Annotated in this window: 21 protein-coding genes; 12 read left to right on the top strand and 9 right to left on the bottom strand. The window is 38.2% G+C overall.

Going from position 1 to position 23,096, the window contains the following annotated elements; translation table 11 throughout:
• Positions 1 to 1,524, bottom strand: coding sequence for a cryptochrome/photolyase family protein (locus RFW85_RS16385; RefSeq protein ID WP_309171708.1), 1,524 nt, complete (start codon positions 1,522 to 1,524; stop codon positions 1 to 3).
• 286 nt (positions 1,525 to 1,810) lie between these two features.
• On the opposite strand from RFW85_RS16385, the gene nudC reads away from it, so the two are divergent.
• Positions 1,811 to 2,590 (top strand): NAD(+) diphosphatase, encoded by a 780-nt coding sequence (gene nudC / locus RFW85_RS16380; RefSeq protein ID WP_309171707.1) that lies wholly within the window; start codon positions 1,811 to 1,813, stop codon positions 2,588 to 2,590.
• A 97-nt stretch (positions 2,591 to 2,687) separates the two neighbouring features.
• Here nudC and RFW85_RS16375 read toward each other — a convergent pair whose 3' ends face one another.
• Positions 2,688 to 4,043 (bottom strand): amino acid permease, encoded by a 1,356-nt coding sequence (locus RFW85_RS16375; RefSeq protein WP_002014084.1) that lies wholly within the window; start codon positions 4,041 to 4,043, stop codon positions 2,688 to 2,690.
• Between the two features lie 377 nt (positions 4,044 to 4,420).
• Between RFW85_RS16375 and prpF the strand changes: the two genes are divergently transcribed.
• The 3 genes from prpF to RFW85_RS16360 all read left to right on the top strand — a co-directional run bounded on the left by prpF (position 4,421) and on the right by RFW85_RS16360 (position 7,116).
• Complete coding sequence (prpF, locus tag RFW85_RS16370; protein WP_309171706.1) at positions 4,421 to 5,608, top strand: 2-methylaconitate cis-trans isomerase PrpF; 1,188 nt, start codon at positions 4,421 to 4,423, stop codon at positions 5,606 to 5,608.
• Positions 5,609 to 5,771: 163 nt separating this feature from the next.
• Complete coding sequence (locus RFW85_RS16365) at positions 5,772 to 6,683, top strand: polyprenyl synthetase family protein (RefSeq protein WP_032006512.1); 912 nt, start codon at positions 5,772 to 5,774, stop codon at positions 6,681 to 6,683.
• Between the two features lie 58 nt (positions 6,684 to 6,741).
• Entirely contained in the window at positions 6,742 to 7,116 is a 375-nt protein-coding gene (locus RFW85_RS16360; RefSeq protein ID WP_309171705.1) for an MmcQ/YjbR family DNA-binding protein, read from the top strand.
• Positions 7,117 to 7,181: 65 nt separating this feature from the next.
• Here RFW85_RS16360 and RFW85_RS16355 read toward each other — a convergent pair whose 3' ends face one another.
• The 4 genes from RFW85_RS16355 to RFW85_RS16340 form a co-directional block, all read right to left on the bottom strand.
• Complete coding sequence (locus RFW85_RS16355) at positions 7,182 to 8,036, bottom strand: SPFH domain-containing protein (protein ID WP_032006515.1); 855 nt, start codon at positions 8,034 to 8,036, stop codon at positions 7,182 to 7,184.
• 28 nt (positions 8,037 to 8,064) lie between these two features.
• On the bottom strand, positions 8,065 to 8,526 hold the full coding sequence (locus RFW85_RS16350) for an NfeD family protein (RefSeq protein WP_086265300.1): 462 nt from the start codon (positions 8,524 to 8,526) through the stop codon (positions 8,065 to 8,067).
• Between the two features lie 105 nt (positions 8,527 to 8,631).
• Entirely contained in the window at positions 8,632 to 9,549 is a 918-nt protein-coding gene (locus RFW85_RS16345) for a patatin-like phospholipase family protein (protein WP_014207516.1), read from the bottom strand.
• 67 nt (positions 9,550 to 9,616) lie between these two features.
• The gene (locus RFW85_RS16340; RefSeq protein WP_309171704.1) at positions 9,617 to 10,243 is read right to left on the bottom strand and encodes a lysophospholipid acyltransferase family protein; all 627 of its coding nucleotides are present in this window, start codon (positions 10,241 to 10,243) and stop codon (positions 9,617 to 9,619) included.
• 127 nt (positions 10,244 to 10,370) lie between these two features.
• Here RFW85_RS16340 and RFW85_RS16335 point away from each other — a divergent pair, with 127 nt between their 5' ends.
• The 6 genes from RFW85_RS16335 to RFW85_RS16310 all read left to right on the top strand — a co-directional run bounded on the left by RFW85_RS16335 (position 10,371) and on the right by RFW85_RS16310 (position 17,360).
• Positions 10,371 to 11,630: an MFS transporter gene (locus tag RFW85_RS16335; RefSeq protein WP_309171703.1), complete on the top strand. Its 1,260-nt coding sequence runs from the start codon at positions 10,371 to 10,373 to the stop codon at positions 11,628 to 11,630.
• Positions 11,631 to 11,703: 73 nt separating this feature from the next.
• Entirely contained in the window at positions 11,704 to 11,895 is a 192-nt protein-coding gene (locus RFW85_RS16330; protein ID WP_161282921.1) for a hypothetical protein, read from the top strand.
• 272 nt (positions 11,896 to 12,167) lie between these two features.
• Positions 12,168 to 13,484: a DcaP family trimeric outer membrane transporter gene (locus RFW85_RS16325; protein WP_309171702.1), complete on the top strand. Its 1,317-nt coding sequence runs from the start codon at positions 12,168 to 12,170 to the stop codon at positions 13,482 to 13,484.
• A gap of 179 nt (positions 13,485 to 13,663) precedes the next feature.
• A complete protein-coding gene (locus RFW85_RS16320) occupies positions 13,664 to 15,313 on the top strand; it encodes a phosphoethanolamine--lipid A transferase (protein ID WP_309171701.1) in 1,650 nt (549 codons plus the stop codon).
• Between the two features lie 14 nt (positions 15,314 to 15,327).
• Positions 15,328 to 16,002 carry a DNA-binding response regulator PmrA gene (locus tag RFW85_RS16315; protein ID WP_032006521.1) on the top strand — a complete coding sequence of 225 codons (675 nt, stop codon included), beginning with the start codon at positions 15,328 to 15,330 and terminating at the stop codon, positions 16,000 to 16,002.
• Between the two features lie 23 nt (positions 16,003 to 16,025).
• Positions 16,026 to 17,360 carry an ATP-binding protein gene (locus RFW85_RS16310; protein ID WP_069141418.1) on the top strand — a complete coding sequence of 445 codons (1,335 nt, stop codon included), beginning with the start codon at positions 16,026 to 16,028 and terminating at the stop codon, positions 17,358 to 17,360.
• Between the two features lies 1 nt (position 17,361).
• Here the strand turns inward: RFW85_RS16310 and RFW85_RS16305 are convergent, their stop codons facing one another.
• From RFW85_RS16305 to RFW85_RS16295, 3 genes are all read right to left on the bottom strand, one after another.
• Positions 17,362 to 18,069 (bottom strand): phosphatase PAP2 family protein, encoded by a 708-nt coding sequence (locus tag RFW85_RS16305; RefSeq protein ID WP_130119539.1) that lies wholly within the window; start codon positions 18,067 to 18,069, stop codon positions 17,362 to 17,364.
• A 139-nt stretch (positions 18,070 to 18,208) separates the two neighbouring features.
• A complete protein-coding gene (locus tag RFW85_RS16300; protein WP_130119540.1) occupies positions 18,209 to 19,396 on the bottom strand; it encodes an ammonium transporter in 1,188 nt (395 codons plus the stop codon).
• A gap of 303 nt (positions 19,397 to 19,699) precedes the next feature.
• The gene (locus RFW85_RS16295; RefSeq protein WP_309171700.1) at positions 19,700 to 20,584 is read right to left on the bottom strand and encodes a LysR family transcriptional regulator; all 885 of its coding nucleotides are present in this window, start codon (positions 20,582 to 20,584) and stop codon (positions 19,700 to 19,702) included.
• Between the two features lie 115 nt (positions 20,585 to 20,699).
• Here RFW85_RS16295 and RFW85_RS16290 point away from each other — a divergent pair, with 115 nt between their 5' ends.
• Together RFW85_RS16290 and RFW85_RS16285 are read left to right on the top strand one after the other, a co-directional pair.
• Positions 20,700 to 21,605, top strand: coding sequence for an AEC family transporter (locus RFW85_RS16290; protein ID WP_213074815.1), 906 nt, complete (start codon positions 20,700 to 20,702; stop codon positions 21,603 to 21,605).
• Positions 21,606 to 21,699: 94 nt separating this feature from the next.
• Positions 21,700 to 22,716 carry a molecular chaperone DnaJ gene (locus RFW85_RS16285; RefSeq protein WP_309171699.1) on the top strand — a complete coding sequence of 339 codons (1,017 nt, stop codon included), beginning with the start codon at positions 21,700 to 21,702 and terminating at the stop codon, positions 22,714 to 22,716.
• Positions 22,717 to 23,096: the final 380 nt, after the last annotated feature.

The following is a 23,096-nucleotide window of genomic DNA, read 5'->3' as shown; positions in this document are numbered from 1 at the left end:
TTAAAGCTCATCAAGTTGATGAATAAGTAACTTGGCATGCTGCATGACAGAAGCTTTATCTTTCATACGATCAAGGTTTTTATAGACCATAGCCATTCTGGGATTCTGACGAAATATGGCCTCATGTCGGCTCATAAAATACCAATATAAACTGTTAAATGGACAACTGTCAGACTCAGTTTTTGTTTTGACGTTATATGTACAGTGCTGACAATAATTTGACATTTTATGTATGTAATTACCTGATGCAGCATAGGGTTTACTTGCCATGATGCCGCCATCTGCATACATTGCCATGCCTAAAGTATTCGGTAATTCGACCCATTCATAAGCATCTACATAGACTGCTAAATACCATTTGCAAATTTCTGATGGAATTACACCTGCTAAAAGTGCAAAGTTGCCTGTAATCATTAAACGCTGAATATGGTGAGCATAGCCATGTGCAAAGGTATTTCTGAAACACTCGGCCATACATGCCATTTTTGTATTACCCGTCCAGTAATATTGTGGCAGCGGCGTGCTGGCATGAAGGGTATTTTGATCGCTATAGTCAGGCATAGATAACCAATATATTCCACGCACATATTCCCGCCACCCTAATATCTGCCGAATAAATCCTTCTACTGCATTTAAGGGAGCTTGTCCGCTGTAATAGGCTGTTTGAGCAGCGTCACACACTTCTTTTGGCAACAACAATCCACAATTTAAATAAGGTGAGAGCAGACTATGAAACATAAAATCTGAACCATAAACCATGGCATCTTGATAATCGCCAAAGTGAGGTAAGATGTTAGAAATAAAATGATCTAGAGCAAGTAGGGCATTTTGACGGGTAGTTGCCCATTGAAAGGAGTTGATATTGCCGATATGTTGTGAAAATTCTTTCTTGACCAGTTGAATAACATCTATATCAATTTGATCATGCTCAAAGGCTAATTTTGATGGCAAAGATGGATTGCCTGACCACGCTTTTCGATTGGCTTGATCAAAGTTCCATTGCCCGCCAACGGGTTGTTGGTCATGCATTAAATAGTGAGTTTGCTTGCGCATTTCTCGGTAAAAGTATTCCATTCTTAGCGTTTTATATTTGTTTGCCCATCGCTTGAATTGTTCTACAGTACAAAAGAAGCGATCATCTTCTAGACACATAACAGGTAGTTTTAGCTTGTTAGCCCATGAAGTTTCGATTTCATGTTGTAAGCGATACTCACCACATTGGGTAATGACGAGAGTATTCACCGAGAAGTGTTGCTGCTGCAAAGCAATAAAGTCGACTAACTTTTTTATATGACTTTCGCGCTTAAATGTGTGGTAACAGATTTTCCAGCCCTGTGCTTTTAATTCTTTTGCAAAGTGACGCATTGCACTAAAAATCAGCGCTATTTTTTGTGGATGATGAGCAACATAAGATGTTTCCTCAAATACTTCAGCCATCAAGATAACGTCTTCATTCCGGTTTAAATATTTGAGCGTTGCGAGTTGGTGATTTAATTGATCACCCAGAATTAAACCAAATCGCATATTTTTGCTTCATGAGATGGAACTAAAACTAGTCTATATTTTCAGAGATCAATTTTATGTGAAGCAGAGCTTCTAAGTTCATCACTAGTCACTTAGCTATAAAAGATAAAGAAAACTTAAAAACATAACGCATGTGAATAAAATGTGATTTTAATCAAAAGGATACAAATTAAATAAATTGAAGGTGTTCGCTAATATGCGTAAGATTTTAAAAAAATATGTTTAAGCTTGAGCCTTTTGAAGGAGTCATAGAGGCCATCGAAAGGTTCTTCACTCGAGTATATAAATGGATACCAACAACCATCCTATTGCTTATATTTTTCAACAACAACAACTTTTGGTTGATGCGAATTTTAATCTACCTTGCCTTGAACAGCAGGAATATGATTTACCTATACAAGCAGACCCTCTAGTAATAGCAAGAGATTTCCAAGAAAGCGAACTTATACCAAATGGATATCAGTTCATACCCATTCGCCAACTCTTACAGTATTGGTCTAAACCTCAGTTTGAGCAGGCAAGTCGCGCTTTTCAGTTGCTAGAGTGGCGCCGTAATCATCAGTTTTGTAGTCGTTGCGGACATAAAACCCAGCAGCATAAGACTGAATATTCAATGACTTGTCCAGCATGTAATTTTAGTCAATATCCTAGGGTCAATCCTTGTGTAATTACCATTATTACGCGTGGTGAGGACGAGATTTTGCTGGCTAAAAATGCTAGAAATACGAGCCAGATGTACAGTTTAATTGCTGGCTTTGTCGAGGTAGGTGAAACACTAGAAGATGCTGTTCGACGTGAAACATTAGAAGAAGTTGGATTACACATTAAGAATATTCAGTATTTGGCGAGTCAACCATGGCCATTTCCGAGTAACTTAATGTTGGCTTTTAAAGCCGAATATGAAGCGGGCGAAATTGAAATTCAGGAGAAAGAGCTCAGTGATGCTCAGTTTTTCAAATTTGATCAGTTACCTGAAATTCCATTTAAAGGCAGTATTGCGCATGCAATGATTATGCATGTTATTCATGGCACACCTGTGGCTGATGATATGAAACAGTGGCTCTAAACAGACATTCAGATATGCTTTTAATTTTATAGCCTTAAATAAAAAAGCCATTGTCGAGACAATGGCTTCTTCCATGTTTTAAGTACAAGGGGTCAGATTATTGTTCTTTAGCATTAAGTACTTTAAACAAAATAAACATAAGAATAATCCAGATCGGAATCATCATTACAGACTCTTTAAAGCCTTGGCTCCACATAATGTAGAGTACAACAGCAATGAAACCCAAAACCAAATAGTTACTAAATGGTGCCCAAAGTGCAGGGAAGTGAGTTTTTTGACCGAGTTTTTTCATTGCTGATTTAAACTTAAGGTGAGTCATACTGATCATCGCCCAGTTCAATACCAATGCTCCAACTACAATGTACATTAAGTGACTTAAAGCATCTTCAGGTACAAAGTAATTTAAAAGAACACAGCCAAAAATAAGTAATGCAGATAACAAAACTGCTGGTACAGGTACACCTTGTTTATTTACTTTCTTGAAAATTTTTGGCGCGTTGCCCTGTTGAGCTAAACCGTAAAGCATACGGCTATTGGCAAACATCCCACTGTTATAAACAGAGAGGGCCGCGGTTAAAATAATAAAGTTAAGTAAGTGTGCAGCCCAACCAATACCCATTTGACTAAAAATCATAACAAATGGACTTTTATCGAGACCGCCAAGGTCTAATTGGTTCCATGGCACTAATGAAAGTAAAATTGCCAATGAACCGATATAGAAAATCAAGATACGGAAAACAACTTGGTTAATTGCTTTTGGAATGGTCTTTTTCGGATCTTTTGCTTCTGCCGCAGCCATACCAATCAGTTCAATACCACCAAAGGCGAACATCAAGAAAGCCAACATGTAGAAGAGGCCACTAAAGCCATTTGGAAAAAATCCACCATGAGACCAAAGGTTACTAAATGAAATGCTTGAACCAACATCTGCTGTAAATAGCAAATAAAGGCCAAATACAATCATAGAGATAACAGCAGCAACTTTAATAATAGCGAGCCAGAATTCGGACTCACCATAAAATTTGACGTTTGTTAGGTTAATTGCCGTAATCACGACAAAGAAGAATAAGACAGACGTCCACGCTGGAATATGAGGCCACCAATAATTAATATATTTGGCTACCGCGGTGAGTTCACTCATCGCAACCAGAACATAGAGCATCCAATAATTCCATCCAGCTAAAAATCCGGGAAATTTCCCCCAGTACTTATAAGCAAAATGGCTGAACGATCCTGCAACAGGTTCTTCAACAATCATTTCTCCCAGGTGGCGCATAATTAAAAAAGCAATTAAGCCACCAATGGCATATCCTAAAATAATGGATGGTCCCGCAGATTGAATCACTTGCGCCGAGCCTAAAAATAATCCGGTACCAATTGCTCCACCCATAGCAATTAATTGGATATGTCGATTTTTTAGTCCTCGTTGAAGTGTAGAAGATTCGTTGGTCAAAGGTCTTCACTCACTATGAATAAGTAAATTATTCTAATAGATGGAGTTATTTTAGCCTAGACTACAAATTAATAAGGCGTGACTGAAAAGTAATTGTAAAATTTATTTAAAATCATAATCTTGCTTTTAATATTTCTATTTCGAGTGAAAAGTACTCTAAAAAATATAATTTCAGATAGACTTTTTTTCTTAGATTTTGCTTAGATTAAGTCATTGCAAGCATATTGTTAAATTCACAAAATATACTCGCGTCAATACGATTGATGTATAAAGCAGATTGCTATCTCTTGGCCTTAAAACAATTTAAGATGCAGAGATGGGTAAACAAGAATGCTTGTTTTGATATACAAGAACATAATAGTAAGGATAACAGTTGAATGAGCTTAGTACCGCAAATTAAAATTCCAGCAACTTATATGCGTGGTGGAACGAGTAAAGGTGTCTTTTTTAAGCTTGATGATTTGCCCGAAAAAGCCCAAGTTGCAGGTCAAGCAAGAGATCAGCTCTTACTACGTGTAATTGGTAGTCCAGATCCTTATGGAAAACAAATTGATGGCATGGGTGGTGCCACTTCGAGTACCAGCAAAACTGTTATTCTCGCTAAAAGCACTCAGCCAGATCATGACGTTGATTATTTGTTTGGTCAGGTTTCAATTGATCAGGCTTTTGTAGATTGGAGTGGTAACTGCGGTAATTTAACCGCTGCGGTTGGCTCTTTTGCGATTTCAAATGGCTTAGTTGATGCCGATCGTATTCCAGAAAATGGCCTATGCACGGTTCGAATTTGGCAAAAAAATATTCAAAAAACCATTATTGCGCATGTGCCTATTACCAATGGACAGGTTCAAGAAACTGGAGATTTTGAACTGGATGGGGTGACTTTCCCTGCCGCTGAGGTCCAAATTGAGTTTTTAGATCCTGCCGATGATGGTGAAGAGGGCGGTGATATGTTCCCGACAGGGAATGTTATTGACCAATTAGATGTTCCAGAGATTGGTAGTTTTCAAGCCACATTTATTAATGCTGGTATTCCAACCATTTTCTTAAATGCAGAAGATTTAGGATACGAAGGTACTGAGTTACAAGATCATATTAATAGTGACGCAACTGCATTGGCACGTTTTGAAAAAATTCGCGCGTATGGTGCGGTACAGATGGGTTTAATTAAGGATATTTCAGAAGCAGCTGCACGTCAGCACACACCAAAAATTGCATTTGTTTCTAGACCGAAAAACTATACGGCATCGAGTGGTAAGTCGGTTTCAGAGAGTGATGTTGATTTACTGGTCCGTGCTTTGTCGATGGGTAAATTACACCATGCCATGATGGGAACAGCAGCCGTTGCAATTGGAACAGCGGCTGCTATTCCAGGCACTTTAGTAAATTTAGCAGCTGGTGGCGGTGAGCGTGAAGCAGTACGTTTCGGGCATCCATCTGGGACACTACGTGTGGGTGCTCAAGCTGAACTTACAAATGGCCAGTGGGTTGTTAAAAAGGCCATTATGAGTCGTAGTGCGCGTGTGTTAATGGAGGGTTGGGTACGCGTTCCGGGTGACAGTTTCTAAAAGTTACTTAAGAATGAAAAGGCCTCTCCATTTTGTAGAGGCTTTTTTACCTAGGCCTTCGAAAACTCATCACGCACTTTTCACAGTGAATCGTGTATGATGTAGCGCATGAATGCTTCATAACATTCAATAAAATTTCTCTACTGATTTTATCGAGGCGACTGTGTCATCACTCTCTCAAGTTAATGCGGATGTTTTAAAACAAGCTCAACAACGTATTCAACAAGATTTATTGACGACACTGGCCGCATTCTCAATTCCAGAGCCTTTAAAAAGTGCAGTTCACCATGCGGTTATGCTTGGTGGAAAGCGTGTGCGTCCGGCTTTATGTTATGCCACTGCCTCTTTACAGCCAAATCCAAATTTTGCTGCGGCTCGTCGTGCGGCGGTTGCTGTAGAGTTAATTCATTGCTACTCACTAGCGCACGATGACTTGCCTTGTATGGACAATGATTTACTGCGTCGTGGTCAGCCGACTTGTCATGTTGCGTTTGGTGAAGATACTGCTTTGCTTGCTGGTGACATTTTACAATCAATGGCTTTTGAGGTTTTAGGTAGCCGTTTGTTTGATGAACAAGGGCAGGGTACCGATGCTGCGATTGTATTAAAACAAATGCAGATTTTAGCAACTGCTAGCTCCAAAATGGTCTCTGGACAGGTTTTAGATTTGCAAGCTGAAGGCAAGCAAATTACTCAAGACGAACTTGAAAATATCCATCGTAATAAAACGGGTGCGCTCATTCAGGCAGCCATTATGATGGGTGCAGTGACAATCTTCTCTGGAACAGATCAAGCAATTCCAAAGTTACGTCAATATGGACAAACAATTGGACTAGCTTTTCAGGTGTTAGACGATATTCTCGATATTACTTCGAGTACCGAAACCTTGGGTAAAACTGCAGGTAAGGATGAACAAGTACAAAAATCGACATATCCAGCCCTAATGGGGCTCGAACAAGCAAAGGTCTATGCTAAAGAATTGCATGATCAAGCTTTTGAAGCCTTAGCGCATTTTGGTGACGATGCGAAAGAATTAGTAGATATTTCACAATTCCTTTTAGCGCGTACCAATTAATAATATTAAATCAATATTCATAACTTCTATTCATGTGAAATGAATAAGGGAGAAAAGAATGAATGGTGCTCAGCTTCATCAAACTGCAATTGAAATCGCGCGTAATCTTCCCTTTAGTCAACAGACCCATCCATTTGGGCCAGACTATGAAGTTTTTAAAATTTTAGAGAAAATGTTCATGTTGACCGCAGAAGTCGCTGGCGTCAAAATGGTTAATGTTAAATGTGATCCCTATAAAAGTCAGGAATATCAGGAACTCTATTCATTTATTATTCCGGGATATCACATGAATAAAAAGCACTGGATTTCGATTACACCGCATAAGAACTTAACAAGAGATTTACTTCAAGATTTAATTCGCGACTCTTATGATTTGGTTGTAAAAAAACTCCCTTTGAAAGATCAGAAAAGATTAAAAAAACCAATAATATAAAAGATAAAAAACGGCGACATAGTAGTCGCCGTTTTGTTTTCAAATACTTATTTAAAGTAAACACATTAATTATGTTTTCCCATAATACCGCGAATTGTATTTAAAACATCGGCAGGTAAAACCACAGTTTTAGCATTGCTTGATTTCGCCATATCTTGCATCGCTTTCACATATTGTTCACCTAAAAGGTAAGCAACAGGAATCTCTTTATCACCAACCGCACTGGTTACCATTTCAATTGCTTTTTGAGATGCTTCTGCTAAGACCACTTGAGCTTCAGCATCACGACGAGATGCTTCTAAACGACCTTCTGCACTTAAAATAGCAGCCTGTTTCTCACCATCGGCTTTTGTAACGGCAGCACGACGTTGACGCTCTGCCGCAGCTTGCTCTTCCATAGCCGCTTGCATGGTGTGAGAGGGTTGAATATCTTGAATTTCAACAGTTTTTAAAGTAATACCCCAATCTGAAATATCATCAGAAATTGCAGCTTTGAGCTTGGCTTTAATATGATCTCGTGAAGACAATGCATCATCTAGATCCATTTCACCTACAATAGAACGTAACGAAGTTTGTACAAGGTTTTGAATCGCCCATGTATAGTTTTCAATACCATAGACCGCTTTTTCTGGTGTGGTTAAATTAATGTAGGCCACTGCATTCATTAGTAATACGGCGTTATCACGTGTAATTACTTCTTGAGATGGAATATCAAGCACAATATCTTTCGTGGTAATTTTATATGCCACTTCATCTACATAGGGAATCACAAAATTAAGCCCAGGATTAAGGGTCGAATGGTATTTACCTAAACGTTGAACAATCCACTTATAACCCTGAGGAACAATACGTACCCCTTTAAAAATGGTGACAGCCACAAAAGCCAAAAAAGCTAAAACAATAATAGTACCGACTGGCATGAAAATACCCTCTCTTTATCTTTAATGTTTATGAAGTACCGTGGGACTGGACAATTAAGTCATTACCCGAAATATCAATAACTCTCACACGATCACCGACTTTGACCGGATTAGTGCTTCGACAGTTCCATTCATCAGCCCCTAAAATAGGCATTGGAAAGCGAACAATAATTTGATCATGATCAAGGCCAGTTTGAATCACCATACCAATTTGACCAATAGTCGCTTCACGGGGTAATCCCGCTTTAGTTTTATCAATTGATAATGGTTTAATAAATTTGAACCAAAGAATGGTGCATAGCACTGACAGAACTATCCACAATACAATTTGCGTTGTGAGGCTAATATCTGGAAATAACCAGTAGAGAAAGCACACCATAATGGCGGCAATACCAAACCAAAGCGCGGCAAAGGCGGGTAGAATCAGTTCGGAAAGAATAAGTAATATACCCAATACAAACCAGTGCCAAGGTTGTATAACAAACTCCATAGATCTGCTCTTTTATATATCTTTATGATGGGTAAAAGTGACTTAATATCACTTTTACCACTGTAGCAGATGATGGGGAGTGTGGATAGAAAAAAACCACCTCAATTAGAATTTAGGGCGTGGTGCAGGCTTAAATGCAGCTGGAGATTTTTTGAAGTTTGCAATTGCAGTTTCAACTTGGCGTATTTGCGCTTGAGCAGCTTTTTCACCTTCCAAAATTGCCTGATTACTTGATTTGAGGTCAAGAGTACCTAGATGCCCAACTTTAGGTTGAATCACTACATTAGCTTGCTTGAGTTCTTCATTAATACTTTGTTGACCCATGATATTAATGGTTTGATCAAGTAGTCCCCACATATTGGCTGGGCGATTCCCTGCTGGACGTGCAGAAATATCAACCGCAATCACAATATCTGCACCCATATCACGAGCTGTTTTAACTGGAATAGGGCTAACTAATCCACCATCTACATATTTCTGTTTGCCAATAGTTGCAGGAACGAACACGTTGGGAATACTGCACGATGCACGAACTGCTTGCCCTGCATTACCTTTAATAAAGTCAGCTTTTTGACCATTATCAAGGCGTGTTGCCACGGCTGCAAAACGAATGGGGAATTTCTCAATTGGTTTGTTACCCACGTTACGGTTCACGTAGTCCTGTAACTTTTGTCCGAGAATAATACCCTGACGATTCAGGGTTAAATCACGGATATCTGACTCTTGTAATTTCAAAGCCAGACTTTGCAATTGATAAGGCGTTTGTCCACTTGCGTAGATACTTCCAACAAAGCTACCGGCACTGGTACCTGTGACAATTTTAGGTTTAATTCCATGAGACTCTAAAACCTTAATTACACCAATATGTGAAAATCCTTTTGCTCCACCGCCACCTAAAGCAAGTGCAATCACAGGTTCACGGGCTTTCATTGAGGTTGTCGGTGTTGGTGTTTTGCTAAATTTATCACAGCCAAATAGTGCTAGAGAGATAAATCCAATACTGGCAAATTGAGCAATTTTCATCTTTAAAAACTAATCTACATCGAGATAAATGAAGAGGGCTCATAAGACCAGATTTGTTCATTTTTTGCTAGGTTTTTTTCACTAGATTTTGTAAAGGTTCAGCAAGCCAATTACGATTTTTCGGTGAAATTTTTCCTTCATAATGCTCAAAAATCTTTTCTAAATCTTCCTCATAGTTGCCGCTTGGGTTTAAGTGCCCTAAACAGTGAATAGTCTTATGATCATAATCAAAAGAAAACATGACAATGGGAATATGAGCTTTTGCAGCGATATGGTAAAAACCACTTTTCATTTTTTTTGCTTTTTTACGTGTGCCTTCGGGCGCCATTCCAATCCAGATCTTGTCATAGTTTTGAATGGTTGCAACGACTTGCTCAGTAAGTCCATTGGCAGTGTCACGTTTAACTGGAATAACTCCAGCCCAATCTAAAGCTCGTTTAAACGGTGGTTTAAAAAGGGCATCTTTACCTAACACCGTAATTTGAATACCTAATCCAAAAATTGCAAGAAAGCCATACCATCCATCAATATTGGAAGTATGAGGGGAAATAATTGCCACTGCTTTTGGAAAATTAGGAACTTCGCCTTCAATTGTCCAGCCTTGCGCTAAAAAGAGTTTTTTAAATAGTGTTCGGCTTAAAGCAGTACCGCGTTGAGGCACCAAATCAGGTAAATTAGGGAAATGTTGATCCATATTTTTTAAATTTTAACTTGTCCTAGTTTTATCTTAATCTTTTGAAATATATGCTTCATTGGCAAAATGTAAGAACAAAATGACATTTGATGTTATTCCTCATTAAACAAATAAAAAGTAGGTTTCTATGGTGCGGCAGCAAAATCTTTATCTTCTGCTATTTTCCTTATATTGGGCACAAGGACTGCCTGTCGGGTTCATGACGCATGCTTTACCCGTGATCTTAAGAGCAGAAGGAGTATCCCTCGCCCATATTGGTGGCTTTGGCTTATTAATGTTGCCGTGGTCAATCAAGATTTTTTGGGCGTCATGGGTCGACCGACATGCACTTTCCCGTCTAGGGCACTACCGTAGTTGGATTTTACCTACCCAGTTTCTGACTGTGGGTGTGCTGTGCATTTTGTCTTTTTTCCCCGTTCAAGCTTTAGATCAACCTATTTATTTATTCGCCTTTTTTATTTCACTTCTTTTTATGAATTTAACAGGAGCAACACAAGACATTGCTACCGATGCTTTAGCAGTCAATTTGTTGAAACATGACCAGCAGCATTGGGGTAACACATTTCAGGTGATTGGTTCACGCTTAGGATTTATTGTGGGGGGAGGCGCCGTACTTTGGTGCTTAGACTGGTTAACATGGCAACCCACTTTTTTGCTATTAGCAACTTTAGTATTTTTAAATACTTTACCTATTTGGTTATTTAAAGAACCTCAACATACTTTTCGTTCAAAGCGCGAGCTCAAACTTAATCAACTAAATCTAACCACAAAAATTAAGGCTTATTTGAGTTACTTTTCTCAAAATAAAGAACTCCGTTCTTGGTTAGTGGTGCTGATCACTTTTAAAGTAGCAGACGGCTTAGCTGGGCCATTACTCAAACCTTTAATGGTGGATATGGGGCTAAGTTTTACCCAAATTGGTGTTTATATCACGATGCTCGGTGCAGTAGCCGCACTCGCTGGGGCGGCAATTGCAGGAGGAGTGCTTAAGTACTTTTCAAGACCAATAGCATTAATTGTTTTTTCAGTTTTTAAAATTATGAGTCTAGGAGCCTATGCTTATTTAGCCTATGCCTATGAACAAAAAAATCAGTTGAATGTCTGGGTTATTTATACAGTCAATGCTTTAGAAGATGCATTCTCGGCAATGCTGTTAGTGGTTATGTTGACTCTAGTCATGTATTACAGTCGAAAAGAATATGCGGGGACAGATTTTACGTTTCAGGTTTCAGTCATGGCGACTGTGAGTGGTCTTCTTTATAGTTTTAGTGGGGTGATTGGAGATGTGCTCGGTTATTTCCATTATTTGATAGCTATTGTCATTATTGGAGTGCTCAGTTTACTGCCTATTTACTTCTGGAAACATGCGAAACTACAAGAAAAATAAAGTTAACTAAATGAAATAAAGAAACTTAATGTCGATTAAGTATTAATCTAAGTGTGCTCTAATACATTTGTCTATGTTTCTTAAAATGTATAGTTTTAGCTATTTTAATGCTCAATTAATTGTGCCATCTTGTTTGAGTAGCAAATGGAAGCTAAAAGGAGAAAAAATGGATTTGGATAACAATAAAAATCATGTGAATCAATCAAAATGGACAGAAAAATGTTCAATTAGATTGGTTATTAGCCTAAAGTCTAAAAAAGAATAATGAAATAACGATTTAATCATTCTATAAGATAAGAGAGTTGTGTAGGATTCGTTACAACATGAAGTTAAGGTAAAAATCTGTAAGACAAAGTATGTTTTTTATGTCTTTGGTTATCGGTTTTAGTCTTGCACAACGTTGAAATTGGTTTTGGTTGCGGTAATAAAATTAATGTAACCAATGTGGAGGAGAGTTGATTTTTTAGCCCCTAATTTAATGGCGTAAATCAACTTGGCATGGATAGGCAACATAAAATATATTTTTAGGAGTTTTTGATGGATCTATTCCTTAATCGTAAATCTTTCGTTATTAAAAGTTTAGCTCTTACAGTAACAGCTTTAATGATGAGTGGGGCACATGCTGCGACTTCCGACAAAGCGGAAATTCAACAGCTTCGTAAAGAAGTTGAAGCGCTTAAAGCTTTAATTCAAGAACAACGTCAAGTTCAGCAACAACAACAGCAAGTACAGCAGCAACAGCAAGTACAGTTAGCAGAAGTTAAGGCACAACCTCAAGCTGCTGCGCCAGTTTCACCTTTAGCATCATTAAAGTCTAAAGCGGGTGCTGATGTGAACCTATATGGTTTTGTTCGTGGAGATGCTAACTATATTATTGAAGGTGCAGATAATGACTTCAATAAAGTAGCTGAGTCAAAAGGTGAAGCGACTGATAAAATTCGTGCTACAGCGAAAACGACTCGCCTTGGTTTAGATTTTACTGCTCCAGTAAGTAATGCCAAAGTAGGTGGTAAAATCGAGGTTGACTTTGCGGGTACGAATGATGGATTACGTATTCGTCATGCTTACTTAACGTATAACAACTGGTTGTTTGGTCAAACAACTTCAAACTTCTTGTCTAACCATGCACCAGAAATGATCGATTTCTCGACAAACATTGGTGGTGGTACAACGCGTGTACCACAAGTACGTTATAACTATAAACTTGGGCCAACAACTCAATTGTTTGTAGCTGCTGAAGAAGGTGATAGCACTGGTCTTTCTGGTACAAAAGATGCAGATGGTGCTTGGGTAAATGACAGTATTAAATATAGCTTACCAGTCTTAACTGCCAAAGTAACTCAAGGTTATGCTGATGGAAAAGGTAATGCTTCAGCTCGTGCATTAGTTGAAAACTATAAATCAAAAGCTGGTGGTGACAACCAAACTGGTTGGGGTGTTGCTGTTGGTACCGACTTTAAAGTATCTGATCCTTTAAAACTATTTGCTGATGCATCTTATGTGGTAGGTAATAGTAATTATCTATATGGTAGTAATAAGGCCTATACAATTGTAGATGGTGATATTGAGCAAAATGAATTTGTAGCTGTACAAGTGGGTGGAACTTATAAGATTTTACCTAACTTACGTTCTACTTTAGCGTACGGTGCTCAGTTCTCTGATGACGGCACTGATTATGCTAAAGCATATGCAGCAGGGAATGAAAAAGTTCAACAAGCATGGATTAATTTCATCTATACACCAGTTAAACCAATTGATTTAGGTGTTGAATACGTTAACGGTAAACGTGATACTTTTGATGGTAAGTCTTACAAAGATAACCGTGTTGGTTTAATGGCTAAATATAGCTTCTAACAACAATATTTGGTTAAAAGCTCACAGACGAGGTTAAATTTAACCTCGTCTTTTTATTATACAAAATTTAAAAAAGTAGCATGTATTAAGGTCTTTGAATTAGATCATTTTTTATTTAAGTCATTTTTAAGTTTCCATTTCTACAGTAAAGCATCATAAAAAGATTGTAGTCACCCAAGATGCTGAATTTTTTTTCCACTTTAAAAAATAAACAGATTTCACTGTTTGTGTTTAACTTTATTATAGCCAGTTGGTTAGGGGCAATTCTAAATATTGGTTTTTATCGCCAAGTCCATCTTTTAACTCCATATTTTGGAATAAAGGCTATTCTATTTTTAACTGCTACTGTACTTATTGTGGTTGCTGCTTATTATGCGATTTTACAGATTTTAAGCTGGAAATGGACCGCTAAAATTTTTGCAATTTTACTGGTCGTGATTGGTGGTTTTAGCTCTTATTTCGTGAATACTTTGGGCGTAATTATCTCGCCCGATCAGATTCAAAATATGATACAAACCGATGTATCTGAAGTTTCTGATCTAATTTCATTACGTTTTGGACTCTGGACAGTTTTCTTTGTTGTTTTACCTATTATTTTAATTACTCAGGTAAAACTTAAAAAAGAAAAAACATCTCATTTATTGTTGAAAAAAATTAGTTCAATCATTGCTTCTGTCGCAATCGTTGGTCTTTTGCTATTTGTTTATTATGTTGATTTCGCAGCGATCTTTCGTGAGCATCGTGATCTAAAAGGTATGATTTCACCTCAAAATAGTATTTCATCTTTAATGTCTTATTATCATAAAAAGGCACCTAAGAAGAACTTGCCATTAATACACTATGGTGAAGATGCTCATCAAATTCAGCAAGTACAAAGCAACTTGCCTAAATTAATGGTTTTAGTTGTAGGCGAGACTGCACGTGCAGAAAGTTTTGCATTAAATGGTTATTCGAAAAATACGAATCCGGAGCTTTCTAAACAGAAGGTTTTGAATTTCTCGCAAGTTAGCTCATGTGGTACAGCAACAGCTGTGTCGGTTCCATGTATGTTCTCTGGCATGCCACGTGTTGACTATGATGAACAACTTGCAAGTCATCGTGAAGGTTTATTAGACATTGCCAAGCGTGCGGGCTACCAAGTGACTTGGATTGATAATAATTCTGGGTGTAAAGGGGTTTGTGATCGTGTGGAGGAATACCAAATACCAGAAAATTTAAAGCAAAAATGGTGTAAAGACGGCGAATGCTACGATGATATTTTAATTGATAGCTTAAATGAGTATTTAGCGACTATTCCTAAAGAAGACATCCGTCCACGCCTGATTGTTTTACATCAAGTCGGAAGTCATGGTCCAGCCTATTACAAGCGTGCGCCTGCCCAATATCAACCGTTTAAACCGACTTGTGACACTAATGCGATACAGGGCTGCTCTCAAACGGAGTTATTAAATAGTTATGATGACACGATTGTATATACAGACCATGTATTAAGTCAGATCATTAATAATCTAAAAGACTTATCGAAATATCAAACAGGTTTATGGTATTTATCTGATCATGGTGAATCAACTGGTGAACATGGTTTATATTTACATGGCTCACCGTATGCAATTGCACCGAGTCAACAAACACATGTACCAATGATAATGTGGTTTTCTGATAAATGGAAACAACATAATCTTGCACAAGTAAGTTGTTTAAGCCAACAAACTAAAGAAAAGTTAAGTCAGGATAATTTATTCCCAAGCTTATTAAGTTTGTTAGATGTAAGAACTCAGGTCATCAACCCTCAACTGGATATGTTGCACTCTTGTGCCCATGTGAATTAAAGCGAGCCTAAAACATGACAAAAATCTTGATGATTGAAGATGATTTTATGATTGCACAGTCAACAATAACGTTGCTGCAATATCATCAATTTGAAGTGGAGTGGGTCAATAATGGCTTAGATGGCCTAGCCCAGTTGGCTAAAAATAAATTCGATTTAATTCTTTTGGACTTAGGGCTACCGATGATGGACGGCATGCAGGTCTTAAAGCAAATCCGCCAAAGAGCAGCGACTCCTGTTTTAATTATTTCAGCACGAGATCAGTTACAGAACCGTGTTGATGGCTTAAACCACGGTGCAGATGATTACTTGATCAAACCATACGAGTTTGATGAGTTACTCGCTCGTATTCATGCGCTATTACGCCGTAGTGGGGTAGAGGCTCAGCTTGCGAATCATGAGCAGCTTTTACAAAGTGGTGATCTGGTTTTAAATGTTGAACAGCACATTGCTACCTTTAAAGGACAGCGTATTGATTTGTCTAATCGTGAATGGGCAATTCTTATTCCTTTAATGAGCCATCCAAATAAAATCTTTTCTAAAGCAAATCTTGAAGATAAGTTATATGATTTCGATAGTGATGTGACCAGTAATACGATTGAAGTATATGTGCATCACCTGAGAGCTAAACTCGGGAAAGACTTTATCCGAACTATTCGAGGATTGGGTTACCGTTTAGGGCAATCGTAACTTAATTTTGGAACTTCTTAACAGTGCATTATTCATTAAAAAAACGGCTGATTTGGGGCACCTCAATTTTCAGTGTCATTTTAGGTTGTATATTAATTTTTACTGCTTATAAAGTTGCACTTCAAGAAGTTGATGAAATTTTAGATACGCAAATGCGTTACTTGGCTGAACGAACAGCTGAATATCCATTGAAAACGGTAAGCAGTGAGTTTGATTTTCATAAAACTTATCATGAAGAAGATCTATTTGTAGATATTTGGGCTTATAAAGATCAAGCCCATTTATCACACCATCTCCATTTACTGGTTCCACCTGTTACACAAGCTGGCTTTTACTCACATAAAACCAGTAATGGCTTAATCCGTACCTATGTTTTGCCATTAAAGGATTACCAGATTCAGATTAGCCAGCAAGAAAAAGTTCGTGAGGCTTTTGCTTGGGAACTTGCAGGTAGCATGTTCATTCCATATTTGATTATCTTACCATTTGCTATTTTTGCTTTAGCTGCAATTATTCGCCGAGGTTTAAAGCCGATAGATGACTTTAAAAATGAACTGACTCATCGTGACTCAGAAGAGCTGACGCCTATTGAAGTCTCAGATTATCCTCAAGAACTGCTACCTACAATTGATGAAATGAATCGTCTTTTTGAGCGCATTTCTAAAGCACAAAATGAGCAGAAACAGTTTATTGCAGATGCAGCCCATGAACTCAGAACTCCTGTGACTGCTCTAAATTTACAAACCAAGATTTTAATTAGTCAGCTTCCTGAGCATGAATCGCTGCAAAATTTGAGTAAAGGATTAGCGCGTATTCAGCATTTGGTGACACAGCTTTTAGCGCTAGCTAAGCAGGATGTTTCTTTAAGTGTGATTGAGCCAACGAGGGCTTTTCAGCTTAATGATGTCGCTTTGAATTGTGTTGAACAGCTTGTTAATTTGGCTATGCAAAAAGAGATCGACTTGGGCTTTGTTCGTAACGAGCCAATTGAAATGCATAGTGTTGAGCCAACAGTTCATTCAATTATTTTTAACTTAATTGATAATGCAATTAAATATACGCCTCATGAAGGGATGATTAATATTTCAGTTTTCACAGCTACAGATGGCGATGCATGTATACAAATTGAAGATAGCGGCGCGGGGATCGACCCAGAACATTATGATAAAGTTTTAAAACGTTTTTATCGTGTACACCACCACCTTGAAGTGGGCAGTGGTTTAGGTCTATCCATTGTTGACCGAGCAACTCAACGGTTAGGTGGGACACTGACACTAGACCGAAGTTTAGAGCTTGGTGGACTTTCGGTCTTGGTTAAACTTCCAAAGATTTTACATGTTCACGAAACAAGAACTTGATTTATGCAAGTTCTTGTTTGATTTGTTTCTCAAATTCAAAGCGGTGAATACAAACGGCGTAAAATAAGATATTTACCGCCCAAATGACCCAACCTGTCCATAAATTATGACTTAGGAAATGTGCTCCACGCATCATTTGTGCCCATCCCATCATAAAGCCTAATAGAATACCTGCAATGAGATAAAAATAGGCACGTTTCGGTTGCTCAAGACGATAAACAAAATAACCTGTCATTAAAATAAAGCCAGCGCTTGCATGGCCGCCCGGAAAACAATGCCCATGTTTCGCAGTAAAATCCCATACATAACTTAAAGCAGTCGGATGAACCATATTCCAAGGGCAGGCATGAGCTGATTGAGATTTTAATAAGCCAACTATACCGCTACCAATCATGCTCACAAAAAACATATAACCATATTGCCAGCGATAAAGCTTTAATTTCTCAATTTTAAATGACGCAAGCCATAGGCCAAAAAAGATGACATAAATACCAGTAATGATCTGTTTTACAATTTCATGATTAAGTTTTTCCAGATACCAATTGTCTCGATTGAAAAAATGACCTGTTGAATCAATCCAAGGCTGGATGAGGTACATATCAATTTTCCCACCCACTGGAAAAACAATTAAAAGCAGGAAAAAACTGAAAAACAGAAGAATGATATTAATCTGGAAAAATTGTTTTTGTTGATTCATGCCATGCAACATCAATTAGATTGTGAGTAATGGCATTACATAAAATAAAACTTAAATTGCTCTTAAACTATACTGAAGAAAGACATTCAATCTTCTTTAAAAAATAAAAAAGCGACGAGAAGTATCGTCGCTTTGAGCACTTTAGAAAGTATTAAAACATACCCTCTTCAGAGTTTGCCGAAATTTTATGAATAGACAAATCTGCACCACGAAACTCGTCTTCTTGAGATAAGCGAATGCCAATGGTCGCTTTAAGAATTCCATAAACAATAAAGCCGCCAGCAAGTGCAATAGCGATCGCGAGCGCTGTTCCGATGAGTTGTGAGGCAAACGATACGCCGCCTAAACCACCAAGCCATTGTTGACCAAATAGGCCTACTGCAATACCACCAAATGCTCCGCATACGCCGTGTAAAGGCCAGACACCTAACACATCGTCAACTTTAAGTTTGTTTTGAGTATAGGTGAATAGATACACAAACATAGCCCCAGCTGCACCACCAATCACAAGTGCACTGATTGGATGAACAATATCAGAGCCTGCACAGATTGCCACTAAACCTGCAAGTGGACCGTTGTGTAAGAAGCCTGGGTCATTTTTCCCAATCGCATTAGCTGTAATCGTACCGCCAACCATTGCCATGAGCGAGTTAATCGCAACTAACCCAGAAATAGCATCAACACGCTGCGCACTCATCACATTAAAGCCAAACCAGCCAACAATTAAAATCCATGAGCCAAGCGCTAAAAATGGAATAGAAGAAGGGGGATGAGCACTTACACGACCATCTTTCTTATAACGACCAGAACGTGCACCCAATAAAATCACAGCAGCAAGTGCAATCCAACCGCCCATGGCATGAACTACGACTGAACCCGCAAAGTCGTGAAACGCTGCGCCAAAGGTTGTTTCTAACCACTTTTGCAGACCGTAGTTGCCATTCCAGACCATACCTTCGAAAAATGGATATACCAGCGCAACTAAAGCGAGTGTGGCAATTGCTTGTGAACGCATTTTTGCACGTTCAGCAATACCACCCGAAATAATGGCAGGAATTGCCGCAGCAAAAGTGAGTAAAAAGAAGCAACGCATAAGATTATAGCCATGATCACTTGATAAAACCGTACCATCATGGAAGAAGTGCTGGCCATAAGAGATGTAGTAGCCAACAAAGAAATATGCGATTGCAGAAAGGGCAAAGTCAGTCAGAATTTTACTAAGTGCGTTCACCTGATTTTTATGGCGAACCGTACCAAGTTCCAAGAATGCAAAACCTGCGTGCATGGCAAGAACCAAAACTGCACCAAGTAATAAGAAAAATAGATCTACATTTTGCATAGCATGCTCGAAAAAAGTGCTAAATTCCATTTTGGAACAAATCTGGGTCTGTAAATTGCACCAAAATAGATTTAAGGAATCTAAAAACCTAAGTTTGTCGAAACAAACTCAATTGCATAAAAGTGAATATGCAATAAGCGCACCAATTTGGATTAAATAAAGAGTTTTTGGCGATAAATGGTGCGTCGATATAGTTAAAGAGGAGCAGTTTTGGCGCTTTTTACGTTACAAGTCATCTAATACGCTTATAAATTGTCCTGAAAGAGATCGTTATTAAATTTTTTAAAAATTATCTATATTCAATTAATGATCAGACCAAACCGATTGCGCGACTTCAATAAAAGCTTTCGCAGCGGGGCTCATGTGCTTTTTATTTTTGACTGCGAGGCCAATAGAACGTTTAAGGTTCGGTTTAAAAGGACGTTTAACTACATTTGGATAGAGTGAGAGTAACTCTTTGGTGAGCACCATATCAGAGACAATCGAAATCCCTAATTGATTGTGAACCATGCTAACGATACTTAGAATTTGTGAAACATAAAATTTGATGTCTGGTTTCACATTAAAGTTTTTTAAAATTAATTCGACCTGATGTCGACTGCCAGCCATTGTCATAATAAAAGGGCAATTTTCTAGCTGGGCTGGATCAATATAGAGTTGCTGAGCGAGTGGGTAACCGCTTGGAATTAAGGCAACAAAACGATCTTCAATTAATGGAAATGTATCAAAACGCTCATCTGGCATAATCAAAAAACCAACCTCAATGCGCCGTTCTAATAACCACTGGGTAACTTCTTTATCTTCACCTTCATCAATATAAATTTCGATTTTAGGGTAGCGTTGCCGAAAGGTTTCTAAAATTTCAGGCAATAGATAAATAGAGGATGAAGCCCCAAAAGATCCAATACGTAATGTTCCTTCGTTTAAACCATGGATGGCAGCCACTTCTTTTTCTAAGGTATCGGAAATACTCAATAGCTCTTTTACATGGGTCAATAACTGCTGACCTGTCGTGGTGAGCTCAATATCGCTTTGAGTTCTTGAAATCAGGTTAATACCCCATTGTTGTTCTAATGATTTAAGCGCATGAGAAACTGCTGACTGAGAAATTCCCAACTTTTCTGCTGTAGCCGTAAAGCTTTTTAGTTCTGCAATGAGTGCGAAAATTTCAAGTTGGGTAAATGTCATGTGGTATTTGTTATGAGTAAAAACTCATTTTACCATGAGTTTTCATTATCTTTAATATATGAGTAAGTCAAGGTTATTGCCAAACAGCAAACCTCCACAAAACTCGAGTAAAGAAATGAATAGTATTGTTTTATCTCTTTTTCCCTTAGTTGCATTAATTGCATCGGGATACTTATTTAAAAAATATCGCTTTTTTAGCGATGAGTTTTGGGCTGGGGCAGAGAAGCTTAATTACTATATTTTATTTCCAGCTTTGCTTTTTAGTACGTTATCGACCGCAAAAATTGATTTACAAAGCTTGAGTACAGCCATCATTGCGATGGTGATTGTGGTCTTAGCTGTGACCGCCATTTTATACATACTCCGAATGTTTTGCCACATACCACCTGCACGTTTTGGTGTGCACGTACAAAGTATGGTTCGCTTTAATACCTATATTGGTTTGGCTTTAGTCACTTCGCTTTTTAAAAGTGAAGGAATGGCAATACTGGCAATTTTATTGGCGCTTTGCATTCCGCTTGTGAACGTTATTTCGGTGCTTGCTTTAACTTCTAAAGAACACATGGCAATTAAACCTGTTTTGATTGCACTCCTTAAAAACCCTTTAATTGCATCGTGTGTAGTTGGGGCGGCAGTCAATGCATTGCATATCCCGATTTGGGAAGGATTTACTCAGTTTATTAAGCTTTTTTCAGTGTCGAGTTTGCCGTTAGGTTTGTTATGTGTTGGCGCAGCTTTACAGTTTATGCAAATTAAAAAAGACATTGTGGTATTGGCGGCAGACACGTTTGCACGACTTTTAGCAGTACCTGCTTTGGCTTACGCGGTCTGCATGTGGTTTGGTTTGCCAAGCTTACAAACTCAAATTCTAGTTATTTTCTTTGCGCTACCGACTGCTTCAGCTTCATACATTTTAACCAAAGTTTTGGGTGGCGATAGTCAGCTTATGGCAGCTGTGATTAGCTTTCAAACTCTATGTGCTGCCGTGACTTTGCCACTGGTGATTTGGTGGATTTCTTAAGATATAAATTTTAGGCCTCTTAACACTTAAAGAATGCTTGGCTACCTTCCTCATCTGATTATTGATACACTTTTTCTTTTTCAGGTGGATGAGTATGTCCTTTGATCTCAAAGTGAGCTTGCAGCAAAGGTCTGAACCGTCTGCACAGCAGAAAAAACTGAATCGCCTGATTAATAAAATAGAACAGCAAAAAGTTAGCCTAAGCACATGGCAAAATGCGCAAGCCGAGATTCAACAGCACATTCGGCAAAAACTGATGCCTGTGTACAGCGATTTGCATGTTGTGCTCTTTCAGCAGTTGGATCAACTCTGGAATATGTTGCATAGCCATGATTTTTCCAAAGCAGACATGCAACAACTAGACGAAAAAATTGCCCAGCTTGCACAAATGTTGAAGCGCTCCAAAATGTTGTCTGCTGAACAATTAGAGCTAGTGAAGCAGATCGATACCTTTTATCAGCAACATGCAGGGGAGTCGGTAAAAAAGAATAAGAAAGCTCAGTCAATAAAATTTGAATACCATGAGAGTGCTGAGCAAAGTGCAGAATTTGATGAAGACTTTGAACAATATGCTGCCGAGCAACAACAAGCGCGGGAACAAGCCAAACAACAAAGACAGCAACAGAAACGTGAACAAGCTGAGCAAATGGCAGCGCAGTCACTCAAAACAGTTTATTTAAAAATTGCTGCGATGATTCACCCAGACCGTGAGCAAGATGAAACTAAAAAATTAGAAAAAACGGAGCTGTTCCAACAGGCAAGTCAGGCCTACGAAAAGCAGGATTTGTTTTATTTACTCAAACTTCAGTTACAGCTTGAACAGAATAAAGGGCAAGGTACTAAAGAACTATCAGCCGAACAGTTGCGGTTTTATAAACTGGCTTTGGATGCACAAAGTCAGCAGCTTGAAAGTCAAATAGCTGAAATTTTGGACTCTTTTCAGTTAGCCAAGAATGTAAAAGCAGAACATGTGCATATTAGTGATGTTTATAAAGCTGTAGATGCTGATTGTGCTGAGTTAAAGCAGCAGGTGAAATGGGAAAAGGAGCGTTTAAAGCATATGAAAAAGGTGAGTGGGGTTGAGATGTTGTTAGGGCATGGGGTTTTGTAAAACCTCTCCTGAGAGGAGAGGTTGGTTTATTCACTCTGAAAAGTAATTAAATTTATAAAAACTTTTTTCGGTTTAGTGGTTACTTTGAACCTAACTCTTTTAAAAGCCAATTTAATTGATTTCTTGCAGTTGAGATGATTTCATCAAATACTAGAATTTCAACATTAGGCTCTGAATAAACTCTATTAGTTAATTCAGATGATCTTTTTCCACCAATTAGCATCACTTTTATGTCTTTATTAGTATATGGTAAGAAATCATGTCTATAATGAGTGACTTGTTGATAATCAGCAAAAGCTAGAGGGTGCTTAGGGCGTTTAAATTCTATAAGTAAATATTGAGAAAAATAATTCTCACTTAAGGGACTGTTCTAAATTTTG

This window comes from Acinetobacter sp. 12966 (assembly GCF_031196995.1).
GTDB classification, from domain to species: Bacteria; Pseudomonadota; Gammaproteobacteria; order Pseudomonadales; family Moraxellaceae; genus Acinetobacter; species Acinetobacter geminorum.
This window is presented reverse-complemented; position numbering and strand designations above follow the sequence as displayed.